This is a genomic window from Janthinobacterium sp. 78 (genome assembly GCF_003096775.1).
Lineage (GTDB): Bacteria > Pseudomonadota > Gammaproteobacteria > Burkholderiales > Burkholderiaceae_D > Janthinobacterium > Janthinobacterium tructae.
In genome coordinates this window covers 4,236,582-4,260,854 of record NZ_QENT01000001.1, presented here as the reverse complement: position 1 = coordinate 4,260,854, position 24,273 = coordinate 4,236,582, and the positions used below count along the sequence as shown (strand labels likewise).

Below are 24,273 nucleotides of genomic sequence, written 5' to 3'. Positions count from 1 at the left end.
CTTTCCCTGTGTCTTTGCGGCGGAATGGCCAGTATCCGAGCGTTTTCTCAAAGGCAAATTGCGTTTGCGCAAATAATTGAACAGGGTGCTGCGCAACATCAAGGACTTCCATGCTGGCAACATCAGACTGGCTAGGCAGCAAGATTCCAACGGTCATCATGGAGAACGCAATGACACTGCCATCCAAACTACTGTGGTCCGAAGGCCTGGCCATCGGCCCCCAGCACTTCCAGCAGCTGGACCGCTACCATGAAGCGCGCCTGCAACGTCTGGCCTCGTTGATTAATCCCCATTTATGGGGCGTGCATGGCGTCAGCTGGAATGCGGATGCACTGGCCAACAATAGCTTGCGGGCGGACGCCATGTCGCTCGTCTTTCAGGATGGCGAGTTGTTTGAGGCGCCGCTTGGCGATGTATTGCCCAGTGCCGTTGACCTGTCCAAGCTGCCGGCCAGCGAACATAGCTTTACTTTTTATGCCGCGCTACCCGCGCTGCAGGCACATGGCGGCAATGTCAGTTCTGCAGGCGCGCGCTATGTCCAGGCCGATATCGAAACCCCGGATCTGTACAGCGAGGCAGTCAGCATCGAGGTGGCTTACCTGAAAAAACGCGTGTACATGCTGTCGCAACTGGAGCCCCTGAATGATTACCTTGCCATCCCGGTGATTCGTCTGCACCGTGCCGGCAACGGCGGCTTCGAAGTCGATACTTCCTTCATTCCACCTGGCCTGACCGTCAGCGCCGAGCCTTCGCTGCAGAAAATGCTCGAGTCGCTGATCGATCGCATGGGCGCGAAAATTGAAGCGCTGTACAGCCGCCACCGCCAGCCCGGTAACCATACGGTGGAATTTCATGGCGGCGATGTTTCCTCGTTCTGGATGCTCAATACATTGAGCACGGCCAGCGCCACGCTCAGTCATTGCGCCAGTTACCGGCGCCACCATCCCGTGTATTTGTTTGAGAAATTGATGGCATTGGCCGGTGGCTTGATGACGTTTTCGAAAAAATACACGCTGAGCGATTTGCCGGCTTATTCTCACGATGACGCGGCGCCCGGTTTCGGCAAACTCGATGGCATCATTCGCGACCTGATCGATACGGTACTCCTGTCGCGCTACTTCCCGATTGCGCTGTCCAACGACGCGCAACAAAACACCCACTATCACGGCTTGCTCGATGCCAAGCGGATTGACCGCCAGACCGAACTCTGTCTTGCGGTAAACGCCGATATGCCGGCGCTGGAACTGGTCGCCACGGTGCCGTTGCAGTTCAAGATTTCATCTCCGGACAATATCGACCTGTTACTGGGCCGGGCACTTCCTGGTGCCGAGTTGCGTCATATGGCCCAGGTTCCTGCCGAAGTGCCGGTGCGGCCCAACACGTACTATTTTTCGATCGATAACAAGGGCAGTATTTATGACAGCATGATCAAGGCCCAGGCGATTGCGATTTATGTGCCGTCCGGCATAAAAGGGCTGAAGCTGGAATTGTTCGGTATCAGCGGCACCGCGGCGTAACGATGTTTGGTGTGGCGAGCGGGTGGATTGTCAAAAGATTGCCCTAAGGAATAGACTTGCCCCTGCAGTTGACGTTATCATGTTTTTGTAAGTGTCGGTGGCTGATCAGTCATCGCATGGGTGAAACATGGTGACAGGCGGGAGTGAGCATGGGCATGGCGAATGATGCGTGATCTGCCGGGCGGCTTGCGGCCGGGCGGTGGGCAGGGCAGGGCAGCGGTGCGCCGCTGCTGCCGCGCATTGCTGCTGGCGTTGTGTGTCGCCGCGCCCTGCGCCGCCTTGCCGGCAGCGGCGCCCAGCGTCGCGCCGCCGCACCAGGGCCAGCGCGTGCTGTTCCTTAACGCTTACGACTATGGCCGCGCTGGCGTGGAATCGTACACGCGCACCTATGTGACCGCGATGGTCGCCGCGGGCCTGGCCAGCGAAGACATCATGGTCGAGCACCTGAACCTGAATACCCAGGGCGACCCGGCGCTGCGCAACGAGATGCGTGATTTGTTGCTTTTGAGATACACCAAGATGATGGGGCGCAAGGCAGACCTGATCATCGCCATGCAGCAGCCCGCGCTCGATTTTTTGCTGTCGGACCTGGCGCCGCTGGCGCGTGGCGTGCCCGTGCTGGCGATTAACACCTCGGGCAAGGCCTTGCCGCCCGGCAGTCCGGCTGCCATCTGGCAGCAAAAGGCGAATGTCGATTTTCCCGGCACGCTGGCGCAAGCCATGGCGCTGTTCCCGGAAACCAAGACCATCGTCATGGCCGTCGGCACCAGCGAGGCCGATCAGGCCTTGAAGCGCAGCATGCAGCAGGCGGCGCTGGCGTGGCAGGGCAAGGTGGCCATGCGCTACCTCGATGACCTGACCCTGGAGCAGATGCGCGCGACGGTGGCGCACTTGCCCGCCGATACCGTGCTGGTGGCGGGCAATGTCAACCGCGACGTGGCGGGCATCATCGTTACGCCCGTGCCGTTTTCCGTGCAACTGGCGCGGCTGGCGAATGTGCCCACCTTTGGCATGTACAACGCGACGGTCGGCAAGGGCATCCTGGGTGGCTCCATCCTGCACATCGAACAGGCTGCGCAGCAGGTGGCGCAGATGTCGCTGGCTGTGCTGGCGGGCAAGGCGCCCGCCGCGCCGGGCGCCTTGCTGCCGCCGGCCCGCCCAATACCCATGTACGACTGGGAACAGCTGCAGCGCTGGGATGCCGACATCAGCCGCCTGCCGCCGCACACGCTGTTCTTCAACCGGCCGCCGCAACTGTGGCACGAGCACCGCGTTGCCGTGCTGCTGGTGGGCGGCGTTTTTATCGTGATGGCCGGCTTGCTGAGCGCCTTGCTGCTGCAGCGGCGGCGCCTGCGGCGCGCCGAGAGCGAGGCGCGCGAGAGCGAGCAGCGCTTCCGCATCCTGGTCGAGCATGCGCCGGAAGCCATCCTGGTGTACGACCTGGACCTTGACCGCTTCGTCGACGCCAACAGCAGCGCGCAGCGCATGCTGGGCCTGTCGCGCGAAGCGCTGCTGGCACGCGGGCCGTTCGACCTGTATACCGGCAAGCAGCCCGATGGCTTGCCGCTGGGGCTGATGATGGAAGAGCATCTGCGCCGCGCCATGCTGGGCGAGCCTGTCCTGGTGGAGCGCAATGTGCGGCGTGCCGACGGTAGCGTTTTTCCCTGCGAGGTGCGGCTGGTCAAATTGCCCATGGAAGGGCGGCGCCTGGTGCGCAGCGGCATCGTCGACATTTCCGAGCGCAAGCACAGCGAGCAGGAATTGCTTGGCTACCGCGACCACCTGGAAGAACTGGTGCAGCAGCGCACGGCGGCGCTGTCGGTGGCCGTCACCGAGGCCGAATCGGCGAATCGCGCGAAAAGCGTCTTCCTGGCCAACATGAGCCACGAATTGCGCACACCGTTGAATTCCGTGATCGGTTTTTCGCAGATGATGGCCGATTCGAGCAGCATGTTCGAGGAAGAAAAGCATAACCTGGCCATCATCAATCGCGCCGGCCATCATTTGCTGACCTTGATCAACGACATCCTCGAATTGTCGAAAATCGAAGCGGGCCGCATGCAGCTGCAGACGGGACCCGTGGACTTGAATGGCTTGCTCGACGAGGTGCTCGAGATGGTGCGCATGCGTTCGAGCGACCAGGGCATCGCGCTGCAGCTCGAACGTGCCGGCGTGCCGCTGCTGGTGCGCCTCGATGGCGCCAAGCTGCGCCAGGTGCTGCTCAATTTGCTGTCGAACGCGCTCAAGTTCATCGAGCAGGGCAGCGTGACCCTGTCGCTGGCGTGCCAGGCGGCAGAAGGTGGGCAGATGGCGCTGGCCTTTGCCGTGCGCGATACGGGCAGCGGCATCGCGCAAGCGGATCTGGAGCGCATCTTTGAACCGTTCGTGCAGGCCGACAGCGCCGTGGCGCAGGCCGGCACGGGGCTGGGGCTGACCATTTCGCGCGAATTCGTGCGCCTGATGGGCGGCGAGCTGCGCGTCGACTCCACCTTGGGCGCCGGCTCCGTATTCCGTTTCGACCTGCGCGCGCCGGTGCTGCAGCAGCCGGCCATCGCGGCGCTGGCACCGGGCCGCGTGGCGCGCCTGCCGCCGGCCCAGCGCGGGCGCATGGTGCTGCTGGTCGATGATGACGACAACTGCCGCAAGCTGCTGGCCGGCTTGCTGGCGCCGCTGGGTTTCCAGCTGCAGGAAGCGGCGGGCGGCGCGCAGGCGCAAGCCATGCTGGCGGCGCAGCGCTATGACATGGTGCTCAGTGACTGGCGCATGCCGGACATGGATGGTCTGGCGCTGACGCGCTGGCTGCGCGCGCAGCCGGCGCTGGTGCAGCCGCGCCTGGTGATCATGACCGCCTCCGCCTTCGAAGAAGAAAAGCAGGAGGCGCTGGCGGCCGGCGCCGACGGCTTCCTGCGCAAGCCGATCGAGCAGGAACACCTGTTCGCCATGCTGGAGCAGCAACTGGGCGTGCGCTTCCAGCGCACCGCCGCCGCGCCGCCGCGCGTGCCGGCGCCCGCCTTTGACTTGCAGCAGGCGCTGGGCCAGCTGGGCGCGGCCGAACGGCAGGCGCTGCTCGAATCCGTGCAAGCCCTCGATTTGCGGCGCAGCGCCATCGTGCTGGCCGGTGTGGCGACCGGCCTGCCGCAGCTGTCCGCGCACATCGCCGCCATGCTGGAACAGCACCAGTACCAGCCGCTGTGCGCCTTGCTGGCGCAGCTGGCCAGCGAACCGCAGGGCGAAGACGCATGACTTTTCACTTACCCAAGGGCTGGCACCTGGGCAGCGTATCCATCGTGCTGGCCGTCAGCGTGGCGCTGACCTGTGTCGTCACCGCGCTGCTGCTGGTGTTTGCCGTGCTGTTTTACCAGTCCGAACGCGAGCAGCACTGGCAGCAGCTGCATCGCAGCCTGGCCGTCAGCGCGGACCAGCTGGCCGTTGCCATCGAACTGCCCTTGTGGAACCTGGATGAAAAGCAGATGCAGGCCATCATGCGCAGCATGCTGGGCAAGCGCGAACTGGTGGCCAGCTCCCTCACGCCGGGCATCGGCAAGGAGGCCCTGGTCTTGCGCCGCACTGCGGACGGCGCCATCGACAGCCTTGCCGCGCTATCGGTCGAAGCGGACTGGCTGGTGCAGCGGCGCTCCGTGACGGCAGGCGGACAAGTCATCGGCAGCGTTGCCGTGTATGCCACGCCGGCCCTGCTGCACGCGCAGCTGCGCCAGCGCGCGCTGGGCATCGGCGCCATGATCGTGGCGCTCGACGTGATCCTCGTGGCCTGCATCTGGCTGCTCCTGTGGTGTCTGATGCTCAAACCGTTGAAGGCGATCGGCCAGTACGCGGCAGGCGTCAAGGCGGGGCAGGGCGAAGCGTTTGGCACGCCGCCGAAAGCGTGGTTTCTGGGTGAGTTGCGCACCCTGTACCGCTCCATCCGCGACATGGTGGCGCTGCTCGACAGCCGTTACCGCGCCCTGCAGCGCAGCGAGGAGCGCGTGCAGATGGCGACGGGCGCGGCCAGCATCGGCATCTGGGACTGGAACGTCAGCAGCGATGCATTGCAGTGGGATGAACAGATGTACGCGCAGTTCAAGGCCGATGCGGCCAGCACCGTGTCGCCGGCGGCGATCTGGCGCGCGGCGCTGATGCCGGACGACGTGCCGGCGGCCAAGGAGGCCCTGCGCGCCGCGCTGGGCGCCGGCCAGGCGTTCACGCACGAGTACCGCATCTTGTGGCCCGATGGCGCCATCCGCTACATCAAGGCCGATGCCGTGATCTTCCGCGACGGGCGCGGCTTGCCCATGCGCCTGGTGGGCTCCAACTACGATATCACGGCGCACCGCGAGGCCGAACTGGAACTGCTGCGCCACCGCCACCACCTGGAAGAACTGGTGGCCGAGCGCACGAGCGCCCTGTCGGTGGCCGTCAGCCAGGCGCAGGCGGCGAACCGCGCCAAGAGCACCTTCCTGGCGAACATGAGCCATGAACTGCGCACGCCCTTGAATTCCGTGATCGGCTTTTCGCGCCTGATGGCCGCCTCGCCCAACATGCAGGACGATGAAAAGCGCAACCTGGCCATCATCCACCGCTCCGGCAATCATTTGCTCACCCTGATCAATGAAATCCTCGAACTGTCGAAGGGCGAGGCGGGGCGCTTGCAGGCGCAGGCGACCGTGGTGGCGCTGGCGCCCCTGTTGCAGGAAGTGATGGACATGCTGGGCATGCGCGCCGAGCAGCAGGGGCTGGCCCTGCGCCTCGATTGCGCGGACCTGCCGGCGGCGGTGCTGCTCGATGCGACGCGCTTGCGCCAGGTGCTGCTGAACCTGATGTCGAATGCCGTCAAGTTCGCCGGCGGCGGCGAGATCACCTTGCGCGTGCGCGGCGAGCTGCTTGATGACGCCACGTGGCGCCTGTCGTTCGCCGTCAGCGACACGGGTATCGGCATCGCGCTGGAAGACCAGCAGCGCATTTTTGAGCCCTTCGTGCAGGCCGACAGCGCGGGGCCGAAGGATGGCACTGGCCTGGGCCTGGCGATCTCGCGCGAATTCGTGCAGTTGATGAAAGGCGAACTGACGCTGGAGTCCACACCGGGGCAGGGCGCCACCTTCCGTTTCAGCATCCCCGCGCAGGCGGCGCAGGCGCCAGCGCAGGCATCCGCGCCGCCGGCCATGCCGGCGCAGGCGGCAGTGCCGCCGGCACTGCAGGCGCAAGACTTGCTGCTGCTGGCCGGGGAAGAGCGCGCCGCCTTGCTGGTGGCGCTGCGCGAATTGAACCTGGCCAGGGTGGCGCAGCTGCTGGCGGCCCTGCCGGCGTCGGCGGCGCCGTTGCTGGCGCCGCTGCAGGCCATGCTCGAGCAGCACCAGTACCGTCAGCTGTGCGTCTTGCTGGAGAGCGAGGGCGCGCTGGCACATACCTGAAAGTGTGGGCTGACAACATCGGATTCGATGAAAAGACGGACTAAGTATCGTGGATGGATGGTGCCAAATTGCAATAAAGATTATGATGATAGTACGTAGTTCATCGCAAAGAAATGTCTTGTCCAGCGTGGCAATCGAGCGCCGCGCCTCATCCAAAGCTGAGAGAACTGCTACATGCACCGCGATTTTTCGGAAGTGAATTCGAAGGGCGAAGTACTGATCGTTGAAGATACGCCGGCTTCGCTGAAGTTGTTGAGCGATTTGCTGGGCGGCGCCGGCTATGCGGTGCGCCAGGCGCCGAACGGTGAACTGGCTCTGTGGACGGCCCAGGCGCGCCCGCCGGAGCTGATCCTGCTCGACGTGCGCATGCCGGGCCTCGACGGCTTTGAAGTCTGCCGCCGCCTGAAGGAGATACCGTCCCTGCGCCAGGTGCCGGTGATCTTCCTGTCGGCCCAGTACGATACGGACGACAAGGTGCGCGGCTTTGCGCTGGGCGCCGTCGATTTCATCGCCAAGCCCTTCCAGGCCGAGGAAATCCTCGCCCGTACCGACGCGCACGTGCGCCTGGCGCGGGCGCAGCTGCAGCTGGCGCAGGAGCGCGCCAACCTGGAGCGGCGCGTGGCCGAACGCACGGCGGAACTGGAACAGGTGGCCAGCACCCTGGCGCGCGAAGTGCAGATCCGCCGCGCCAATGAAGAATTGCTGCGCCTGTCCGGCCAGGTCTTCGAAGCCACCCAGGACGCCATTTTGATCACCGATCCGGCCGGCACCATCGTCACCGCCAATCCCGCCTTTACACGCATCACCGGCTACGCGGCGCAAGACGTGGTGGGCACCGACATCATGCGCTTGCATGCCGAATACACGGGCGAAGCGGTGCTGCTGGCCTTGCGCCAGGGCTTGCGCAGCAGCGGCTGCTGGTCGGGCGAAGTGCAAACGCGGCGCAAGAGCGGCGACACCTATCCCTGTCTGCTCAGTGCCTCCACCGTGCACGGGGATGACGGCGCCGTCGTCAATTACATCGGTGTCTTCCTCGACATCAGCGAACGCAAGGCCGAGCAGCATCTGATCGATTTCCTGTCCTACCACGACGCGCTGACCGGCTTGCCGAACCGCGTGCTGCTGCGCGAGCGCTTCGAACAGACGCGCGCCAACGCCGTGCGCGACGGCCAGCAGGTGGTGCTGATGTGCCTGGACTTGGACCGCTTCAAGAACATCAACGATTCGCACGGCCAGGCCGTGGGCGACAAGGCGCTGCAAGTGGTGGCGCGTTTTCTGTCCGGCTGCGTGCGCGAGGGCGACACCGTGGTGCGCCAGGGCGGCGACGAATTCCAGATCCTGCTGCAGGACGATGTCCTGCTGGGGCGTACCCTGGGGCTGGCGCAAACCATCCTGGCCGGCTTGCGCGAAGAGCTCAATGTCGGTGGCGAACGCCTGGCGCTGACCACCAGCATCGGCATCGCCATGTGCCCGGCCGACGGCGACAGCCTCGACGACGTGCTGCGCCACGCCGACACGGCCCTGGTGCGCGCCAAGGAAATGGGACGCGACCATTACGCCTTCTTCACGGAGCGCATGGGCAGCGATATCCGCGCCCGCCTGGCCATGCAGCAGCAGCTGCGCGGCGCCATCTGCCGCGATGAATTCGCAGTGCACTACCAGCCGCAGATGTGCTTGCGCACGGGCGCCTTGCTGGGCGCGGAAGCCCTGCTGCGCTGGGAGAACCCGGTGCTGGGCAAGGTGTCGCCGGGCCTCTTCATCGCGCTGGCCGAAGAATACGGCTTGATCACGGCCATCGGCGAATGGGTGCTCGAAAGCGTCTGCGCGCAGATCCGCGCCTGGCACGACGCAGGCCTGGGCAGCATCAAGGTGGCCGTCAATCTGTCTGGCAAACAGTTCGCGCAGGACCGCACGGTGCCGTTCGTCGAGGCGGTATTGCGTAAATACGCCATCGCGCCCGCCTGCCTGGGTATCGAGATCACGGAAAGCACGGTGATGGGCGACCCGGACAAGGCGGTGGCGGCGCTGACGCGCCTGAAGGATATCGGCGTGGGCATTTCCCTCGACGACTTCGGCACCGGCTATTCCAGCCTGGGCTACCTGAAGCGTTTTCCCATCGACGTGCTGAAGATCGACAAATCTTTCGTCGACGACGTCACCACCAGCAGCAGCGACGCGGCCATCGCCCGTTCCGTCATCTCGCTGGCACACAACCTGGACATGCGCGTCATCGCCGAAGGTGTGGAAACGCGCGAACAGGTAGACTTCCTGACGGAACACGGCTGCGACGAAATGCAGGGTTATTATTTCAGCCGGCCCCTGGCGGCCGCACCATTCACGGCCTTGCTGCGTGAACGGCGCACCCTGGCCGTGGCCTCAACATAAACGCTGCGGTGCGGCCGATGCACCATTCCGGTGCGTCCGTAGCAGCGCGGTGCAGGATACTCACTTTTCCTTCCTCTGACGCTGGCACATATCCTGCTTAGGTAATCGCTTATTTACGCGATTGCCCCGCATGCCAGACAGGTCCCATCCAGCCATGCCTTCACAGCCCAGCGCACACGGCGCCTGGCAGGCGCATTTGCGCCTCGGTTTTGCGCTGCACGATGGCGTCAGCCGCCTGGTCGAGCGCACGCACTGCGGCCCTTTACGCGTGCAAAAGCCCCTGTACCCGGAAGGCGATGCCGTCTGCCACGCCATCATCATCCATCCGCCAGGCGGCGTGCTGGGCGGCGACCAGCTGGCCGTCGACGCCACGGTGGGCGCAGGCGCACACGCCTTGCTCACGTCACCGGGCGCTGCCAAGTGGTACCGCGCCAACGGCCACGTCTCGGGTCAGCACATCGTGCTGCGCGCCGGTAGCGGCGCCGCCATCGAGTGGCTGCCGCAGGAAAGCATTTTCTTCGACCAGGCGTGCGTGCGCCTGCGCCATGAGGTGGAACTGGCGGTCGACGCCAGCTACATCGGCTGCGACATCGTCTGCCTGGGCCGCAGCGCCTCGGGCGAAATTTTCAACACAGGCAGCATCAGCCAGCAGGTGCAGATCCGCCGTGGCGGCAAGCTGCTGTGGTGGGAGCAGGGCGTGCTGGCGGGAGGCGGCGTGCTGATGGCCAGTCCCCTGGGGCTGGCCGGCCACACGGTATGCGCCACCCTGATCGCCGTCGGCACACCCGTTTCTTCATCCGTACTGGCGGCCGTGCGCGAGATCGCCGTGCCGGCCGGCGCCGTGTTTGGCGCCACGCACATGAAAGCGCTGGTGGTGGTGCGCCTGCTGTGCGGCGACAGCGAGGCGGCGCGCCGGATCATGCTGGCCGCCTGGCTTCTGCTGCGCCCCGCCATGCTGGGGCGCGACGCCGTCGTGCCCCGCATCTGGAACACTTGAACAGGAAAGACAAGGAAAACCATGGACCTGACTCCCCGCGAAAAAGACAAGCTGCTCATTTTTACGGCCGCGCTGCTGGCCGAACGGCGCCTGGCGCGTGGCTTGAAATTGAATTATCCGGAAGCGGTGGCCCTGATCAGCGCCGCCATCATGGAAGGCGCGCGCGATGGCAAGTCGGTGGCGCAGCTGATGTCGGACGGTACCAAGATACTCTCGCGCGCCGACGTCATGGACGGCATCGCCGAGATGATCCCCGATATCCAGGTGGAAGCGACCTTCCCCGATGGCAGCAAGCTGGTGACCGTGCACCATCCGATACCGTAGTTTTTTGAGAAGGAGCCCCTCATGACCCCAGGCGAATACAAATTGGAAGAAGGCGAAATCAGCCTCAATGCGGGCCGCACCACGGCCACCGTGGTGGTGGCCAACCGCGGCGACCGGCCGATCCAGGTGGGCTCGCACTTTCACTTTTTTGAAGTCAATCCGGCGCTGGCCTTCGAGCGCTGGCGCGCCTACGGCATGCGCCTCAATATCACCGCCGGCACGGCCGTGCGCTTCGAACCTGGCCAGCAACGCACGGTGGAGCTGGTGGCGCTGGCGGGCGAACGCAAGGTCTACGGCTTCAATGGCGCAGTGATGGGCGACCTGCAAGACACTCCATCGGGAAAGGATTGAGATGGCCAGCATTCCCCGCAGCGCGTATGCCGAAATGTTCGGCCCCACCAAGGGCGACCGCATCCGCCTGGCCGACACGGAACTGTTCATCGAGATCGAGCATGACTATGCGATCTACGGCGAAGAGGTGAAATTCGGCGGCGGCAAGGTGATCCGCGACGGCATGGGCCAGTCGCAGCGCTGTGCGGCCGAGGTGATGGATACCGTCATCACGAATGCCGTCATCCTCGACCACTGGGGTATCGTGAAAGCCGACATCGGCCTGAAAAATGGCCTGATCTTCGGCATCGGCAAGGCGGGCAACCCGGACATCCAGCCCGGCGTGACCTTGCCCATCGGCGGCGCGACGGAAATCATCGCCGGCGAAGGCCTGATCGTCACGGCCGGCGGCGTCGACACGCACATCCACTTCATCTGTCCGCAGCAGATCGAGGAAGCGTTGATGAGCGGCGTGACCACCATGCTGGGCGGCGGCACGGGACCGGCCGTGGGCACCGCCGCCACCACCTGCACGCCGGGACCGTGGCATTTGCACGCCATGCTGGCGGCCGCCGACGCCTTCCCGATGAACCTGGGCTTCATGGGGAAAGGTAACGTCAGCCTGCCGCTGCCGCTGGAAGAGCAGGTGCGCGCCGGCGCCATCGGCCTGAAACTGCACGAGGACTGGGGCAGCACGCCGGCCGCCATCGACAATTGTCTGTCCGTGGCCGACCGCATGGACGTGCAGGTGGCGCTGCACAGCGATACCCTGAATGAGGGCGGCTTCCTGGAGCACACCCTGGCCGCCTTCAAGGACCGCACCATCCACACCTTTCACACGGAAGGGGCAGGCGGCGGCCATGCGCCCGACATCATCGCCGCCGTGGGCCAGGCCAACGTACTGCCGTCGTCGACCAACCCGACGCGCCCGTTTACCGTCAACACGCTCGACGAGCACCTGGACATGCTGATGGTGTGCCACCACCTGGACCCGGCGATTGCCGAAGACGTGGCGTTTGCCGAGTCGCGCATCCGCCGCGAAACCATCGCCGCCGAAGATATTTTGCACGACATTGGCGCCATTTCCATGATGTCGTCCGACTCGCAAGCCATGGGGCGTGTCGGTGAAGTGATCATGCGCACCTGGCAGACGGCGCACAAGATGAAGGTGCAGCGGGGGCCGCTGGCGCCCGACACGGCGCGCAGCGACAATTTCCGCGCCAAGCGCTACATCGCCAAGTACACGATCAACCCGGCCATCACGCATGGCATTGCGCACGTGGTGGGTTCCATCGAGGCGGGCAAGATCGCCGACCTCGTGCTGTGGAAGCCGGCGTTTTTCGGCGTCAAGCCATCGATGATTTTAAAGGGCGGCATGATCGCCGCCGCGCAGATGGGCGACCCGAACGCCTCGATTCCCACGCCGCAGCCCGTGCATTACCGCATGATGTTCGGCGCCTTCGGCGGCGGCTTGAAAAAGTCGTTCACGTTTGTGTCGCAGGCGGCCTATGACCTCGATATCGGGCATCAGCTGAAACTGAACAAATCCGTCATCGCCGTGAAAAACATGCGCGGCTTGCGCAAGCACGACATGATTCATAACAGCGCCACGCCGCACATGGAAGTGGACCCGGAAACCTACGCCGTGCGCGCCGACGGCCAGCTGCTGGTGTGCGAGGCAGCCGCCGTGCTGCCCATGGCGCAGCGCTATTTTCTATTTTAAGCGGGAGACAAGCATGCTCACATTGCATACCAAGCTGGGAGCGGACGACGACCGCATCCCGTTCGCCCAACTGGTGCTGCCCTACGACCAGCGCGAAAAATGCCGGCTGCGCGCCGTGCTGTCGAATGGCGACGAGGTGGCCGTGTTCACCGTGCGCGGCACGGTGCTGCGCGACGGCGAGCGCATGACGGGACCGGAAGGGCGGGTGGTGCAGATCGTCGCCGCGCGCGAGCCGACCTACCTGGTGCATTGCGCGGACGCGCACACCCTGCTGCGCTGCGCTTTCCACCTGGGGAATCGCCACACGCAGGCGCAGGTGGGCGACGGCTTTCTGCGCATCCGCAAAGACCCCGTTTTAAAAGAGATGCTGCAAGGCTTGCAGGCGAGCGTGACGGAGGAAAGCGCGCCGTTCGAACCGGAGGCGGGCGCGTATGGCGGCGGCCATGGCCACCACGACGGCCACGGCCAGCACTTGCTGGCGCCCGTGCCGCTGCGGCAGAAAATACACCGTCCCGGCGATGTGCCAGGCGCTGCATGATGCAGGCCTCGGCCCTGCTGCATCTGCTGCAGTTCGCCAGCCCGGCCTTGCCGATCGGCGCCTACAGCTATTCGCAGGGGCTGGAAGCGGCGCTCGAATCTGGCCTGGTGCATGACGCGGGCACGGCGCGCGCGTGGATCGCCGAGCATCTGGCGCACGTGGTGGCGCGCTGGGAGGCGCCGCTGTGCTGGCGCTTGATGCAGGCCTTTGAAGAGCAGGATTTGTGCGCCGTGCAGCGCTGGAGCGAGCGTTTCATCGCCTCGCGCGACACGGCGGAATTTCGCGCCGAAACCATCCAGATGGGGTATTCCTTGACCAAATTGCTGGCCGAACTGGGCGTGGCCGACGGCGTGCTGATCGACATGCTGCAGGGGCAGCCGGAAGTGGCCCTGCCCACGGCGTATGCCTGCGCCGTGGCGGCGCTGGCGATTCCCCGCGAAGAGGCGCTGCTGGCCATGCTGTTCGCCTGGGCGGAAAACCAGGTGCTCGTCTGCGTGAAATCCGTGCCGCTGGGGCAGGTGGCGGGCCAGCGTTTGCTGCTGTCGCTGCGCCCGGACCTGGAAGCGGCGGCGCTGACGGCGCAAACCTTGCAAGACGACGAGATGGGCAACTGGACACCCGGCCTGTCGCTGCTGTCGATGCGGCACGAAGTGCAGTACAGCCGCCTGTACCGTTCCTGAACTATTCAATGAGAGAGCAAACATGACATCGATTACCTCCAATCCCCTGCGCGTAGGCATCGGCGGCCCGGTCGGCTCGGGCAAGACGGCCCTGTGCGAAATGCTGTGCAAGGGCATGCGCGAGCGCTACGACATGGCCGTCATCACGAACGACATCTACACCAAGGAAGACATGGAAATCCTGCTGCGCGCCGATGCCTTGCCGGCCGAGCGCCTGATGGGCGTGGAGACGGGCGGCTGCCCGCACACGGCGATTCGCGAAGATGCGTCGATCAATCTGGAAGCGATCGCGCGCATGCAGGCAGATTTTCCGCATCTTGACTTGATCCTGGTCGAATCGGGCGGCGATAACCTGGCCGCCACCTTCAGTCCGGAACTGTCGGACCTGACGATTTACGTGATCGACGTGGCAGGTGGTGAAAAAATCCCGCGCAAGGGCGGGCCCGGCATCACGCGCTCCGATTTGCTCATTATCAACAAGACGGACCTGGCGCCGTATGTGGGCGCCAACCTCGACGTGATGGCGCAGGACGCCAAGCGCATGCGCGGCGAGCGCCCCTTCGTGTTTACCAACTTGCGCAGCGGCGACGGCGTGCAGGTGGTCATCGATTTTATTCGCGAGCAAGGTTTGCTCGATCAACCAGGCAAGGAGCTGCAATGAGCGCAAGACTGATGACAAAAACGGCCGCCGTGGCGGCGCTGTGCCTGCTGGCCTTACCGGCGATGGCCCACCCCGGCCATGGCGACAGCGTCGGCTTCCTGGCAGGCTTCGCCCATCCGTTCACGGGTATCGACCACTTGCTGGCCATGCTGGGCGTGGGCCTCTGGGGCGGCCAGCAGCGCCGCAGCCTGGCCCAGAGCGCCACTTTCCTCGGCATGATGCTGCTCGGCGCGCTGGCCGGCATGGTGGGCTTGACGGTGCCCGGTCTGGAAACGGGCATCGCCGCCACAGTGGCGCTGGTGGGGCTGGCCATCGCGCTGGCGCTGGCTTTGCCGAACTGGCTCGGCATGCTGCTCGTGGGGGTGTTTGCGCTGGCGCATGGCAATGCGCATGGCCAGGAATTGCCGGCTGCCTCGGCCGCGTGCGGCTTCCTGCTCGCTTCGGCCATGCTGCTGTGCGCGGGACGTTTCATCGGTCAGGTGCTGGCCGAGCGCATGCTGCGCGTGGCCGGCGTGGCCTTGACGGCCGCCGGCGTGGTGTTGATGGGAGTTGCTTGATCGTTTAAGCGCCGGGGCGCTTGTCGGATAGGACGATGGGCGCCGCCTTTTCCGGGTGCAAGCCCTGGTGGCCCGCATACACGGCGGCAATCGCGGCCATGTCGGCCTCCTTGTCGCCCGTCAAGTAGATATGGTCGACGACGCCCAGCACCTTGTTCGGGTAGTCGATATACACCAGCAACAGCGGCACCTTGGCAGCCAGAGCCAGGTGATAAAAGCCGCTTTTCCAGTTCGGACGGTAACTGCGTGTCGCTTCCGGCGTGATGGCCAGCCAGTACCAGTCGGCGGCCAGCATGCGCTCTGCCTGACGGCCAATCGTGCCGCTGGTGGTGCTGCGGTCGACGGGTTCGCCGCCCAGGTAGCGCAGCACCTTGCCCATCGGGCCGCGGAACAGGGAATCCTTGGCCAGCCAGCGGAACGGCAGCGACAGCGCCCATTTGCCGAACAGGCCCACCATGAAATCCCAGTTCGACGTGTGCGGGTAGACGACGACGATGCCGCGCGGCCCCGGCAGGGGACGAAAGCGCATGCGCCAGCCAAACAGCCGCAGCACGCGCAACGCGCCGCGCTGGTACCAGGTCGGCAAGTCGCCCGCTTGTACAAATAAATCGTCCATTGATACCCTTCAGTGACACTGTTTTTAATCGGATGGCGCTGCTGGCCATTTTCCTTGAAGCAAAAATTCTGCGCAGGCATTCTATACGGGGCTGGCGGTGGCGACAAGCAGCCGAGGCCGCTATTCATGCGGTGTCGGGCCGGCCGTTGCTGCTATTTTAACGATGCTTTGCCACTGTGGCGGGCACTAAATGCACACAATGTGGTCAAAACTTGATGCAGCATTGATCCACCCGACAGGGAGCCATGGCATGAAAAACAGTATCGAGGATGTACGTGGGGAGCATGTCCGAACGGACAAAGTGATGGCCGAGCTCGTCGAGCGGGGCGTGGCGTTTCATCACGCCCTGGGCCGGACGGTGGCGACAGCCTACTTGCGTGAGCACGCTGTGCCGGCCGAGGTGATACGTCGCGTTTTCAGCAGCGTGCAGGCGCGCCGTCCGGCGCGGCCGGCACGGCGCCGATGGCGCTGAGGGGAAGGCAACAGCGACGAGTGCCGCTGCTGTTGTCCGGAGTGTTGTTTAAGCCAGTGCCGCCAGCGCCGGGTAGTCCGTGTAGCCGGCCGCATCGGGTGCGTACAGCGTAGCCGGGTTCAGGGGATTCAAGGGCGCATCGCTGTGCAGGCGGATGGGCAGGTCGGGGTTGGCGATGAACCACAGGCCGAAGGCGACGGCATCGGCTTCGCCCTTGGCCAGCAAGGCTTCGGCCGCCGCCTTGTCCATTTTCTCATTGGCAATGTACACGCCGCCGAACTCCTGCTTCAGGTACGGGCCCAGGCGGTCTTCACCGAGCGCTTCGCGCGCGCAGATGAAGGCGATGCCGCGCTTGCCCAGTTCGCGTGCCACATAGCCGAAGGTGGCGCGCGGGTCGGAGTCGCCCATGTCGTGCGCATCGCGGCGTGGCGCCAAATGCATGCCCACCTTGTCGGCGCCCCATACCTCGATGCACGCATCCGTCACTTCCAGCATCAGGCGGGCACGGTTTTCAATCGAACCGCCGTAGTTGTCGGTGCGCAAGTTGGTGCTGTCTTGCAGGAACTGGTCGAGCAAATAGCCATTCGCGCCGTGGATTTCCACGCCGTCGAAGCCGGCTTTTTTCGCATTCTCGGCGCCCAGGCGGTAAGCCGCCACGATGCCGGGAATTTCTTGCGTATCAAGCGCGCGCGGCGTGACGAATTCCTGTTGCGGGCGCAGCAGGCTGACATGGCCGGCCGGCTTGACGGCGCTGGGCGCCACGGGCAGGTCGCCGTCGAGGAAGACGGGCGCGGAAATGCGGCCCACATGCCATAGTTGCAGCACGATCAGGCCGCCCGCGTCATGCACGGCCTTGGTAATGTGTTTCCAGCCTTCCACCTGTTCTGCGGACCAGATGCCCGGCGTGTCCGCATAGCCCACGCCTTGCGGCGTGACGGCCGTCGCTTCCGAGATGATCATGCCGGCCGAAGCGCGCTGCGTGTAGTACTCGGCCATCAGGGCGTTGGGCACGCGGCCCGGATTGCCGGCGCGCGAACGCGTCAGCGGCGCCATGATGATGCGGTTTTTCAGTTGCAGGCTGCCAATGGTGATGGGGTCGAATAAAGTTGCCATGATTGCTATCTTTCCTGTCGAGAGTGCCGCGGACGGCGATATGGGTGGGGCTACGGTTACAAACCTTGCTGCATGTGTTCCAGAAAAGCCTGGAGGGTGGCTTCGTTACGCTTAAAAAAGCTCCATTGGCCAACTTTCCTGGCTGAAATCAAATCGGCCTTTTGCAAGGTGGCCAGGTGGGCCGAGACCGTCGATTGCGACAGGCCCAGCTTGCGGCCTATCAGTCCGGCACAGACGCCGAAGTCGAGCGGATGCTCTTGCTCGGCGAAATGCTGCTGCGGCTCCTTCAGCCATTGCAGGATCTGTCGCCGCACGGGATTGGCCAGCGCCTTGTGGATGGCGTCGATGTCCATGGTGTTTCTCCTGATCGATGTTCGTCTGTAGACGATATATGGTTCGTCTTTTGTGAATTTCAATATCGTTATTTTACGATATAAGGAAAAAACCTGCTGGCGGCGTGGATTTTTCAAGCAGGGCCGCCCGGCAGGAATCAGGCGAAGTGGAACAGCAGCAGGGCGATGACGGCGGGCACCGTTTGCAGGTAGAGGATGCGCGTCATGACGGTCACTGCGCCCCACACGCCGGCCACGGCGATGCAGGCCAGGCCGAAGACGGTGAACGCATGGGCGATGGCCGCGTCCGGGTGAAAAAAGCCCAGCGCCAGCGCGGCGACGAGAAAACCGTTGTAGCAACCCTGGTTCGACATGGCGGCACGCACGATCTCCGCCTTTTCCTTCGACAGGCCAAACACCTTGCGTCCGCGCGCATCGAACAGCACGGTTTCCAGCAGCACGATGTAGACGTGCAGCAGCAGGATGAGGGCGGTAAGGATTTGGGCCAGAAGCAGCATCATTGTTCCCGAGAGTGAGTGGATGCAGCGATTATGCTGCCATCAGCATCTTTTTTGGCAGCAGCACTGGAAAAAATGTGTTGGCGGCAAGAGCTTGCACCCAATGGTATACTTTTCCTTTTGCTCCTGTGGGGACGACCCCGCTCGATGTGGGGGCTGTATGGCGGGGACGACCCTGCCGCCTCAGGAGAGTGTGTATGGCGTGGATCATTCTGGTATTGGCCGGTTTGCTGGAAATCGGCTGGGCCATCGGCCTCAAATACAGCGCGGGGTTTACCCGCCTGGTGCCGTCCGTACTGACGGCTGTCTCCATGCTGGGCAGCGTGGTGATGCTGGGCCTGGCCTTGCGCACCTTGCCGCTGGGCACGGCGTATGCCATCTGGACGGGTATCGGCACCGTCGGCACGGCCATCTTCGGCATCATGGTGCTGGGTGAACCGGCCAGCGCTGCGCGCATCGCCTGCATCGCATTGATCGTGTCCGGTATCCTGGGCTTGAAACTGCTCAGCCCTCAATAAAGGATACAAGAATGAGTCTCGCCATGACGTATTTCTACCTGGGCATCGCCATCATCGCCGAAGTCATCGCCACCAGCGCCTTGAAGGCGTCCGATGGCTTCAGCCGCTTGTGGCCCAGTGTCATCACCGTGATTGGCTACAGCATCGCCTTCTGGTGCTTGTCCCTGACCTTGAAGGTCATTCCTACCGGCATCGTGTATGCGATCTGGTCCGGCGTGGGCATCGTGCTCATTTCCGCCGTCGGCTGGTTCTGGTTCAAGCAAAGCCTCGATACGCCGGCCTTGATCGGCCTGGGGCTGATCATTGCCGGCGTGCTGGTGATTAACCTGTTTTCCAAGTCCGTAGGGCATTGATCAGAAACTGCTGGCCACCCGCGCCAGGTAATACCACTCGGCATTGGGTTGCGCGTTGACGTCCGGGAACAGGATGTAGGCGTCGAATTCGGCCGTCACGGGCGTGCCGTCTGCGCGCACGCCAATTTGATCACCGTGTTTGACCTTGTCAAAGCTGGACCAGGTCTTGATGAAGCGGTCATCCGCGTGCAGCTTGTCGTGCACGACGACCATGTTCAGCGCTTCCATGTCGGCGTCGGCGATCGGTTCAGGCTGTGGCGCATCGATAAAGCCGAGGAAGGCCAGCGTGTTCATGATGGCGCGGTAGGCGACATCTGGCGCGGCCGGGTCTGCGTGCTGGCCGCATTCCAGGGTCAGGGCATAGCCACCCGTCGAGCGCATGTATTCGGTGGTGCCCACGCCATAGCGCAAGACCAGGCCCACCTGGTCGCTATTGCCCAGACGGCGCTGCACGCCCTGGCCATATGCATGCAGCCAGCCATCGACGAAGCGGCGCACGCCCAGGCGGCGCGCCAGCGCGCGTTCCTTGTCTTCATGTTGAAACGGTTGCAGCGGGCCATCGTTGTTGCGCGGTCCCACCATGACGAAGGGCTGGCTGTCGGCGTTAAACGAGTGCAAGTCGAGCAGCACGTCGTGTTGGCCCAGCAAGGGGCACAGCCAGTTGGCGATGCGGTCTTCGAAATCTTGCGGATTGTCATTCGGAAACAGATTGCGGTTCAGGTTGCGGTCGCCGCTGCGCACGCCCTTGGCGTAGGCCAGCGGGTTGGTGATGGGCACGAAGGTGACGCTGCCGGCCACGATGGAGAGGGCGCCGCTGTCGAGTTCAGCCATCACGCGGTGGATGCCCTTGGTGCCGCAGGTTTCATTGCCGTGCACGGCGCCCGTGACGATCAGGCGCGGGCCGCTGCCCTGGCCCGTGTAGTTGATGGATTTGAAGTGGAGTGCGCTGCTCATGCTGGACATATCCTATGCTGTTGCGGGAAGGGAAAGCGGGGTCGGCATATTTTAGCGGGATTCGCCGTGCACGCTTGCAAAAAGTTGGCCATGGCAAGGTGCGGCGTGGCATGATCGGCGCCACCGTTGTTTTCCCTTGCCGATTTCATGTCCAGTACGCTCCATCCTTCCCGCCTGTATGGCCTCGATACCTTGCGCGCGCTGGCCATCGTGCTCGTCTTCATGAACCATTATCTGCTGTTCGTCAGCGAGGGAGGGGCGTTTGGTTTCTGGGGAGAAATCGGCTGGGTCGGCGTGGACCTGTTCTTTGCCCTCAGTGGCTATCTGATCGGCAACCAGATTTTTGCGGCCTTGCGCAGCGAGCACGGCTTTTCCTTGCCGCGTTTCTATGCGCGGCGCTTCCTGCGCACCTTGCCCAGTTTCTATGCCGTGCTGGCGCTGTACTATCTGTGGCCCGCATTTCGCGGCGAGAGTACGCTATTGCCGCTGTGGAAATTCCTGACCTTTACGCAAAACATCAACCTGACGCCGGGCACGGCGTTTTCGCATGCGTGGTCCTTGTGCGTGGAAGAGCAGTTCTATGTGCTGCTGCCGGCCGTGGCGTTGCTGATCGCCGCCTGCCGCAAGTCCTTGTTGTGGGCCTGGCTGGCCGTGGCCGCCAGCTTGATCGTCGGCATGCTGCTGCGCGCGACTTTGTGGGATGAATATGTACAAGTGCCGCGCGGCGGGCTCGGCTATTACAAGTACATTTACTATGCGTCGTGGTGCCGCTTCGACGAACTGGTGGCGGGCGTGGCGCTGGCGCTGCTGAAAAACTACCATCCTGCCGCCTGGACGCGCCTCACGTCCTACGGTAACCGGATCTTGTTGGCGGGAATCGCTGGCACGGCGCTGATGTTTTACGTGTTTCTCACCGATCACTACGGCTATTGGGTGACCGTGCTCGGCTACCCGGCCCTGGCTACCAGTTTCACTTTGCTGTTGATCGCGGCACTGAGTCCCGCCAGTGCACTCTATCAACTGCGCGTGCCGGGCGCGGCCAGCCTGGCCCTGTGGTCGTATGCGATTTATTTGCTGCATAAACAGCTGTGCATCCTGCTGCGCCCGCTCTTGCAGGATATCGGTTACGGGCCGGACAGCCTGCCGGCGATCCTCGTGATGATTATTCTCAGCATTGCCACGGGCTGGCTTTTATATGCATTGGTGGAAACGCCGTTCATGCGCTTGCGGGCGCGCTATGTTCCCGCCAATCATGCGTGACGGCTACATCTCGATCATTACATATCGATCACGTCCAGTCCCCGTGGCGTGCCCACCAGCAATTCCAGGATCGCATGCACGCGCAGATTCGTGTCTTCATGTTCCGTGTTATAGATCAGGGCGCGCAGGCCGGGCACGGCTTCCGCGATATGATCGCTGGCGTAGGCGTTGATCAATAACAAGACCAGGTCGGTGGCGCCCGCGCCGGGCTGGCGCCGCAACCGGTCGTGGATCACGTTCAGCAGCGCGCGCTGCATGCGCGGCGTGGGATTGCTGATGTAGGCGAAGACGCTCGGCGTGTTGGCGATGGCCGCGCAGATGCGCCGCTCGATCTCGTCGGGCTTCACGTCGGAGGCGATATCGAAGTACGCGGCGTCCCAGCGCGTGCGCGCATACGGGTGATTGGGCGGGAAGGAGTCGGCCGTTTCAAAACCGCAGATGCGGCTCAGGGTTTTCAGCCAGGCTAATATAGTGGAGTTCATGCCGCGATTCTAGCGGCATTCCGCGTGTGCCGGGCCGACTCTGTATAAAGAGGGCTGACGCCCGGGAAGCGGATGAAAAACAGATTAAAGTTTCCTGTAAAACAGCCCTTGTCATTCTGGGAAAGCCTCTCTATAATGCTGGTCTTCGGGGCGGTTAGTTCAGCTGGTTAGAATACTTGGTCGACATCCAAGGGGTCGGGGATTCGAATTCCTCACCGCCCACCAGAATTTTGCAGTAGATAGTTTTTAAGCTGGCGCAAGCCGCAAGCGGTCATTTGAAATACAATGATTAACAAAAGTTTTACGGGCGGTTAGTTCAGCTGGTTAGAATACTTGGTCGACATCCAAGGGGTCGGGGATTCGAATTCCTCACCGCCCACCAGAATGCAGTTAGAGAGAAAGGGTAAACCGGTTATGACACCGCGAACTACTACCAAGCTTTGGGAGTGACGCTAGTCGAACGGGTTTCCTTTGTCTCAAGAAAGTGAAAAACGCGGCTAGTCCGCGTTTTTTTGCGTCTGCGTTTTCCTTTCAGTATTTTACCCATCACATCGCAGTTTTACCTGGCGCCAGCGCCGATATGGAGATCAATATGCTTACAATCCGACTTCCCGATGGTTCCGCCCGTCAATTTGACGGTCCGGTCACCGTGGCCCAGGTTGCGGCCAATATTGGTACCGGCCTGGCCAAGGCTGCCCTGGCCGGCAAGGTCGACGGCAAGCTGGTCGATACTTCCTACCTGATTGAGCAAGACGCGGAGCTGGCGATCGTCACGGACAAGGATGCCGACGGCCTGGAAGTGATCCGCCACTCGACGGCCCACTTGCTGGCCCATGCTGTCAAGGAACTGTTCCCGGACGCACAAGTGACCATCGGTCCTGTGATCGACAACGGTTTTTACTACGACTTCGCCTACAAGCGCCCGTTCACGCCGGAAGATCTGGTGGCGATCGAAAAGAAAATGGCGGAACTGGCCAAGAAGGATGAGCAAGTCACGCGCAAGGTGGTTGCCCGCGACGAAGCCATCGAGTACTTCAAGAGCATCGGCGAAGCCTACAAGGCTGAGCTGATCGGTTCGATTCCGGCCGACCAGGAAGTGTCGCTGTATTCCGAAGGCAAGTTCACGGACTTGTGCCGCGGCCCCCACGTGCCATCGACGGGCAAGCTGAAAGTCTTCAAGCTGATGAAGCTGGCCGGCGCCTACTGGCGCGGCGACTCGAAAAACGAGATGCTGCAGCGTATCTATGGCACGGCCTGGGCCAAGAAGGAAGATCAGGAGCTGTATCTGCACAACCTGGAAGAGGCGGAAAAGCGCGATCACCGCAAGCTGGGCAAGCAGCTCGACTTCTTCCATTTCCAGGAAGAAGCGCCGGGCCTGATCTTCTGGCATCCGAAAGGCTGGTCGATCTGGCAGCAAGTCGAGCAATACATGCGCAATGTGTACCAGGTCAACGGCTACCAAGAAGTCAAGGCACCGCAAATTCTTGACCGTGGCCTGTGGGAAAAAACCGGTCACTGGGATAATTACCGTGAAAACATGTTCATCACGGAATCGGAAAATCGCGCGTATGCACTGAAGCCGATGAATTGCCCTGGCCACATCCAGATTTTCAACAATGGCATGCGCAGCTACCGCGACCTGCCATTGCGCTACGGCGAGTTCGGCCAGTGCCACCGCAACGAGCCGTCGGGTGCCTTGCACGGCATGATGCGCGTGCGCGGCTTTACGCAGGATGATGGCCACATCTTCTGCCTGGAAGAGCAGATCGCCGGCGAAGTGACGGCTTTCCACCAGCAGGCGATGGATGTCTACACGGCGTTTGGTTTCACGAATATCGACGTGAAGCTGGCCTTGCGTCCCGATAATCGCATCGGTACCGAAGAGTCGTGGGATTTCGCCGAGGAATCCTTGCGTTCGGCCCTGCGCGCCTGTGGCGTGGAATGGACGGAATTGCCGGGCGAGGGCGCTTTTTATGGTCCGAAGATCGAATACCATCTGAAAGACAGCCTGGGCCGCGCATGGCAAGTGGGCACCGTGCAGATCGATCCGTCGATGCCGGGCCGCCTGGGTGCCGAATATGTGGCCGTGGACAACACGCGTCAGGTGCCGATCATGCTGCACCGCGCGATCGTCGGTTCGCTGGAACGTTTTATCGGTATCCTGATCGAACACTATGCGGGCGCCATGCCGTTGTGGTTGTCGCCAGTGCAAGTGTCGGTGTTGAATATTTCCGACGCTCAAGCCGACTATGTACAGGAAGTTACAACAAAACTGCGCAAAGCGGGGCTGCGCGTGCAGGCTGATTTGCGTAACGAGAAGATTACCTATAAAATACGTGAACATTCCGTACAAAAATTGCCTTACATCTTAGTAATTGGCGACAAAGAGCGGGATGCAAATACAGTGGCCGTGCGGGCGCGGGGCAATATCGATCTGGGTGTCATGTCCGTCGATGCCCTGATTGAGCGACTCAAACATGAAGTCGACACCAAGGCCTGACGAGGAAACTCGCTGCACGACCGTCTTACAAGATTTTT

The 24,273-nt window shown here is 63.0% G+C and carries 23 protein-coding genes and 2 tRNA genes; 19 read left to right on the top strand and 6 right to left on the bottom strand.

The window, feature by feature from the left end; genetic code table 11:
• Positions 1-110 precede the first annotated feature (110 nt).
• The 12 genes from tssK to C8C92_RS18610 all read left to right on the top strand — a co-directional run bounded on the left by tssK (position 111) and on the right by C8C92_RS18610 (position 15,117).
• Positions 111-1,517: a type VI secretion system baseplate subunit TssK gene (gene tssK / locus C8C92_RS18665; RefSeq protein ID WP_347708474.1), complete on the top strand. Its 1,407-nt coding sequence runs from the start codon at positions 111-113 to the stop codon at positions 1,515-1,517.
• 162 nt (positions 1,518-1,679) lie between these two features.
• Positions 1,680-4,760, top strand: coding sequence for a PAS domain-containing hybrid sensor histidine kinase/response regulator (locus tag C8C92_RS18660; protein WP_116744908.1), 3,081 nt, complete (start codon positions 1,680-1,682; stop codon positions 4,758-4,760).
• Positions 4,757-6,922 carry an ATP-binding protein gene (locus tag C8C92_RS18655; protein WP_116744907.1) on the top strand — a complete coding sequence of 722 codons (2,166 nt, stop codon included), beginning with the start codon at positions 4,757-4,759 and terminating at the stop codon, positions 6,920-6,922. The genes C8C92_RS18660 and C8C92_RS18655 overlap by 4 nt, the downstream gene beginning before the upstream one ends.
• Positions 6,923-7,096: 174 nt before the next feature.
• Positions 7,097-9,307 carry a GGDEF domain-containing response regulator gene (locus tag C8C92_RS18650; RefSeq protein ID WP_116744906.1) on the top strand — a complete coding sequence of 737 codons (2,211 nt, stop codon included), beginning with the start codon at positions 7,097-7,099 and terminating at the stop codon, positions 9,305-9,307.
• Positions 9,308-9,461: 154 nt separating this feature from the next.
• A complete protein-coding gene (locus C8C92_RS18645) occupies positions 9,462-10,304 on the top strand; it encodes an urease accessory protein UreD (RefSeq protein WP_243420279.1) in 843 nt (280 codons plus the stop codon).
• A 21-nt stretch (positions 10,305-10,325) separates the two neighbouring features.
• The gene (locus tag C8C92_RS18640; protein WP_034751936.1) at positions 10,326-10,628 is read left to right on the top strand and encodes an urease subunit gamma; all 303 of its coding nucleotides are present in this window, start codon (positions 10,326-10,328) and stop codon (positions 10,626-10,628) included.
• 21 nt (positions 10,629-10,649) lie between these two features.
• Positions 10,650-10,979: an urease subunit beta gene (locus C8C92_RS18635; RefSeq protein ID WP_116744905.1), complete on the top strand. Its 330-nt coding sequence runs from the start codon at positions 10,650-10,652 to the stop codon at positions 10,977-10,979.
• A 1-nt stretch (position 10,980) separates the two neighbouring features.
• Positions 10,981-12,681, top strand: a complete 1,701-nt coding sequence (ureC, locus tag C8C92_RS18630) for an urease subunit alpha (RefSeq protein WP_096236148.1) — start codon at positions 10,981-10,983, stop codon at positions 12,679-12,681.
• Positions 12,682-12,694: 13 nt separating this feature from the next.
• Positions 12,695-13,219: an urease accessory protein UreE gene (gene ureE, locus C8C92_RS18625; RefSeq protein WP_116744904.1), complete on the top strand. Its 525-nt coding sequence runs from the start codon at positions 12,695-12,697 to the stop codon at positions 13,217-13,219.
• Positions 13,219-13,899 carry an urease accessory protein UreF gene (locus tag C8C92_RS18620; protein ID WP_116746024.1) on the top strand — a complete coding sequence of 227 codons (681 nt, stop codon included), beginning with the start codon at positions 13,219-13,221 and terminating at the stop codon, positions 13,897-13,899. Before ureE ends, C8C92_RS18620 begins: the two co-directional genes overlap by 1 nt.
• A 22-nt stretch (positions 13,900-13,921) precedes the next feature.
• On the top strand, positions 13,922-14,560 hold the full coding sequence (gene ureG / locus C8C92_RS18615) for an urease accessory protein UreG (RefSeq protein WP_096236144.1): 639 nt from the start codon (positions 13,922-13,924) through the stop codon (positions 14,558-14,560).
• Complete coding sequence (locus tag C8C92_RS18610; RefSeq protein ID WP_243420278.1) at positions 14,557-15,117, top strand: HupE/UreJ family protein; 561 nt, start codon at positions 14,557-14,559, stop codon at positions 15,115-15,117. Before ureG ends, C8C92_RS18610 begins: the two co-directional genes overlap by 4 nt.
• Positions 15,118-15,121: 4 nt before the next feature.
• Here the strand turns inward: C8C92_RS18610 and C8C92_RS18605 are convergent, their stop codons facing one another.
• Entirely contained in the window at positions 15,122-15,733 is a 612-nt protein-coding gene (locus C8C92_RS18605) for a 1-acyl-sn-glycerol-3-phosphate acyltransferase (RefSeq protein ID WP_116744902.1), read from the bottom strand.
• 250 nt (positions 15,734-15,983) lie between these two features.
• Between C8C92_RS18605 and C8C92_RS18600 the strand changes: the two genes are divergently transcribed.
• On the top strand, positions 15,984-16,205 hold the full coding sequence (locus C8C92_RS18600; RefSeq protein WP_099763274.1) for a hypothetical protein: 222 nt from the start codon (positions 15,984-15,986) through the stop codon (positions 16,203-16,205).
• Between the two features lie 48 nt (positions 16,206-16,253).
• Here the strand turns inward: C8C92_RS18600 and C8C92_RS18595 are convergent, their stop codons facing one another.
• From C8C92_RS18595 to C8C92_RS18585, 3 genes are all read right to left on the bottom strand, one after another.
• Positions 16,254-17,318 (bottom strand): alkene reductase, encoded by a 1,065-nt coding sequence (locus tag C8C92_RS18595; protein ID WP_099763275.1) that lies wholly within the window; start codon positions 17,316-17,318, stop codon positions 16,254-16,256.
• A gap of 56 nt (positions 17,319-17,374) precedes the next feature.
• A complete protein-coding gene (locus C8C92_RS18590; protein ID WP_099763276.1) occupies positions 17,375-17,671 on the bottom strand; it encodes a helix-turn-helix transcriptional regulator in 297 nt (98 codons plus the stop codon).
• Between the two features lie 137 nt (positions 17,672-17,808).
• A complete protein-coding gene (locus C8C92_RS18585) occupies positions 17,809-18,168 on the bottom strand; it encodes a DUF1304 domain-containing protein (RefSeq protein ID WP_099764538.1) in 360 nt (119 codons plus the stop codon).
• Between the two features lie 197 nt (positions 18,169-18,365).
• Here C8C92_RS18585 and sugE point away from each other — a divergent pair, with 197 nt between their 5' ends.
• Both sugE and C8C92_RS18575 read left to right on the top strand, forming a co-directional pair.
• The gene (gene sugE, locus C8C92_RS18580; RefSeq protein ID WP_070217981.1) at positions 18,366-18,686 is read left to right on the top strand and encodes a quaternary ammonium compound efflux SMR transporter SugE; all 321 of its coding nucleotides are present in this window, start codon (positions 18,366-18,368) and stop codon (positions 18,684-18,686) included.
• 23 nt (positions 18,687-18,709) lie between these two features.
• Positions 18,710-19,039, top strand: a complete 330-nt coding sequence (locus C8C92_RS18575; protein ID WP_116746023.1) for an SMR family transporter — start codon at positions 18,710-18,712, stop codon at positions 19,037-19,039.
• Here C8C92_RS18575 and C8C92_RS18570 read toward each other — a convergent pair whose 3' ends face one another.
• On the bottom strand, positions 19,040-19,993 hold the full coding sequence (locus tag C8C92_RS18570; protein WP_243420277.1) for a succinylglutamate desuccinylase/aspartoacylase family protein: 954 nt from the start codon (positions 19,991-19,993) through the stop codon (positions 19,040-19,042). It abuts the gene before it with no gap.
• A gap of 147 nt (positions 19,994-20,140) precedes the next feature.
• Here C8C92_RS18570 and C8C92_RS18565 point away from each other — a divergent pair, with 147 nt between their 5' ends.
• Entirely contained in the window at positions 20,141-21,253 is a 1,113-nt protein-coding gene (locus tag C8C92_RS18565) for an acyltransferase (RefSeq protein WP_165829489.1), read from the top strand.
• Positions 21,254-21,270: 17 nt separating this feature from the next.
• On the opposite strand, the gene C8C92_RS18560 is transcribed toward C8C92_RS18565, so the two are convergent.
• Positions 21,271-21,735: a hypothetical protein gene (locus C8C92_RS18560; RefSeq protein ID WP_099763279.1), complete on the bottom strand. Its 465-nt coding sequence runs from the start codon at positions 21,733-21,735 to the stop codon at positions 21,271-21,273.
• A 148-nt stretch (positions 21,736-21,883) separates the two neighbouring features.
• Here C8C92_RS18560 and C8C92_RS18555 point away from each other — a divergent pair.
• The 3 genes from C8C92_RS18555 (at position 21,884) to thrS (ending at position 24,235) form a co-directional block, all read left to right on the top strand.
• Positions 21,884-21,960, top strand: a tRNA-Val gene (locus C8C92_RS18555).
• A gap of 80 nt (positions 21,961-22,040) precedes the next feature.
• Positions 22,041-22,117: transfer RNA gene (locus C8C92_RS18550), tRNA-Val, on the top strand.
• A gap of 210 nt (positions 22,118-22,327) precedes the next feature.
• Entirely contained in the window at positions 22,328-24,235 is a 1,908-nt protein-coding gene (gene thrS / locus C8C92_RS18545) for a threonine--tRNA ligase (RefSeq protein ID WP_116744900.1), read from the top strand.
• Positions 24,236-24,273: the final 38 nt, after the last annotated feature.

Excerpts from the sequence above, each read along its gene's own strand:
- tssK (WP_347708474.1), top strand. The coding sequence starts at position 111 with ATGCTGGCAACATCAGACTGGCTAGGCAGCAAGATTCCAACGGTCATC.
- C8C92_RS18660 (WP_116744908.1), top strand. The coding sequence starts at position 1,680 with ATGATGCGTGATCTGCCGGGCGGCTTGCGGCCGGGCGGTGGGCAGGGC.
- C8C92_RS18655 (WP_116744907.1), top strand. The coding sequence starts at position 4,757 with ATGACTTTTCACTTACCCAAGGGCTGGCACCTGGGCAGCGTATCCATC.
- C8C92_RS18650 (WP_116744906.1), top strand. The coding sequence starts at position 7,097 with ATGCACCGCGATTTTTCGGAAGTGAATTCGAAGGGCGAAGTACTGATC.
- C8C92_RS18645 (WP_243420279.1), top strand. The coding sequence starts at position 9,462 with ATGCCTTCACAGCCCAGCGCACACGGCGCCTGGCAGGCGCATTTGCGC.
- C8C92_RS18640 (WP_034751936.1), top strand. The coding sequence starts at position 10,326 with ATGGACCTGACTCCCCGCGAAAAAGACAAGCTGCTCATTTTTACGGCC.
- C8C92_RS18635 (WP_116744905.1), top strand. The coding sequence starts at position 10,650 with ATGACCCCAGGCGAATACAAATTGGAAGAAGGCGAAATCAGCCTCAAT.
- ureC (WP_096236148.1), top strand. The coding sequence starts at position 10,981 with ATGGCCAGCATTCCCCGCAGCGCGTATGCCGAAATGTTCGGCCCCACC.
- ureE (WP_116744904.1), top strand. The coding sequence starts at position 12,695 with ATGCTCACATTGCATACCAAGCTGGGAGCGGACGACGACCGCATCCCG.
- C8C92_RS18620 (WP_116746024.1), top strand. The coding sequence starts at position 13,219 with ATGCAGGCCTCGGCCCTGCTGCATCTGCTGCAGTTCGCCAGCCCGGCC.
- ureG (WP_096236144.1), top strand. The coding sequence starts at position 13,922 with ATGACATCGATTACCTCCAATCCCCTGCGCGTAGGCATCGGCGGCCCG.
- C8C92_RS18610 (WP_243420278.1), top strand. The coding sequence starts at position 14,557 with ATGAGCGCAAGACTGATGACAAAAACGGCCGCCGTGGCGGCGCTGTGC.
- C8C92_RS18605 (WP_116744902.1), bottom strand. The coding sequence starts at position 15,733 with ATGGACGATTTATTTGTACAAGCGGGCGACTTGCCGACCTGGTACCAG.
- C8C92_RS18600 (WP_099763274.1), top strand. The coding sequence starts at position 15,984 with ATGAAAAACAGTATCGAGGATGTACGTGGGGAGCATGTCCGAACGGAC.
- C8C92_RS18595 (WP_099763275.1), bottom strand. The coding sequence starts at position 17,318 with ATGGCAACTTTATTCGACCCCATCACCATTGGCAGCCTGCAACTGAAA.
- C8C92_RS18590 (WP_099763276.1), bottom strand. The coding sequence starts at position 17,671 with ATGGACATCGACGCCATCCACAAGGCGCTGGCCAATCCCGTGCGGCGA.
- C8C92_RS18585 (WP_099764538.1), bottom strand. The coding sequence starts at position 18,168 with ATGCTGCTTCTGGCCCAAATCCTTACCGCCCTCATCCTGCTGCTGCAC.
- sugE (WP_070217981.1), top strand. The coding sequence starts at position 18,366 with ATGGCGTGGATCATTCTGGTATTGGCCGGTTTGCTGGAAATCGGCTGG.
- C8C92_RS18575 (WP_116746023.1), top strand. The coding sequence starts at position 18,710 with ATGACGTATTTCTACCTGGGCATCGCCATCATCGCCGAAGTCATCGCC.
- C8C92_RS18570 (WP_243420277.1), bottom strand. The coding sequence starts at position 19,993 with ATGAGCAGCGCACTCCACTTCAAATCCATCAACTACACGGGCCAGGGC.
- C8C92_RS18565 (WP_165829489.1), top strand. The coding sequence starts at position 20,141 with ATGTCCAGTACGCTCCATCCTTCCCGCCTGTATGGCCTCGATACCTTG.
- C8C92_RS18560 (WP_099763279.1), bottom strand. The coding sequence starts at position 21,735 with ATGAACTCCACTATATTAGCCTGGCTGAAAACCCTGAGCCGCATCTGC.
- thrS (WP_116744900.1), top strand. The coding sequence starts at position 22,328 with ATGCTTACAATCCGACTTCCCGATGGTTCCGCCCGTCAATTTGACGGT.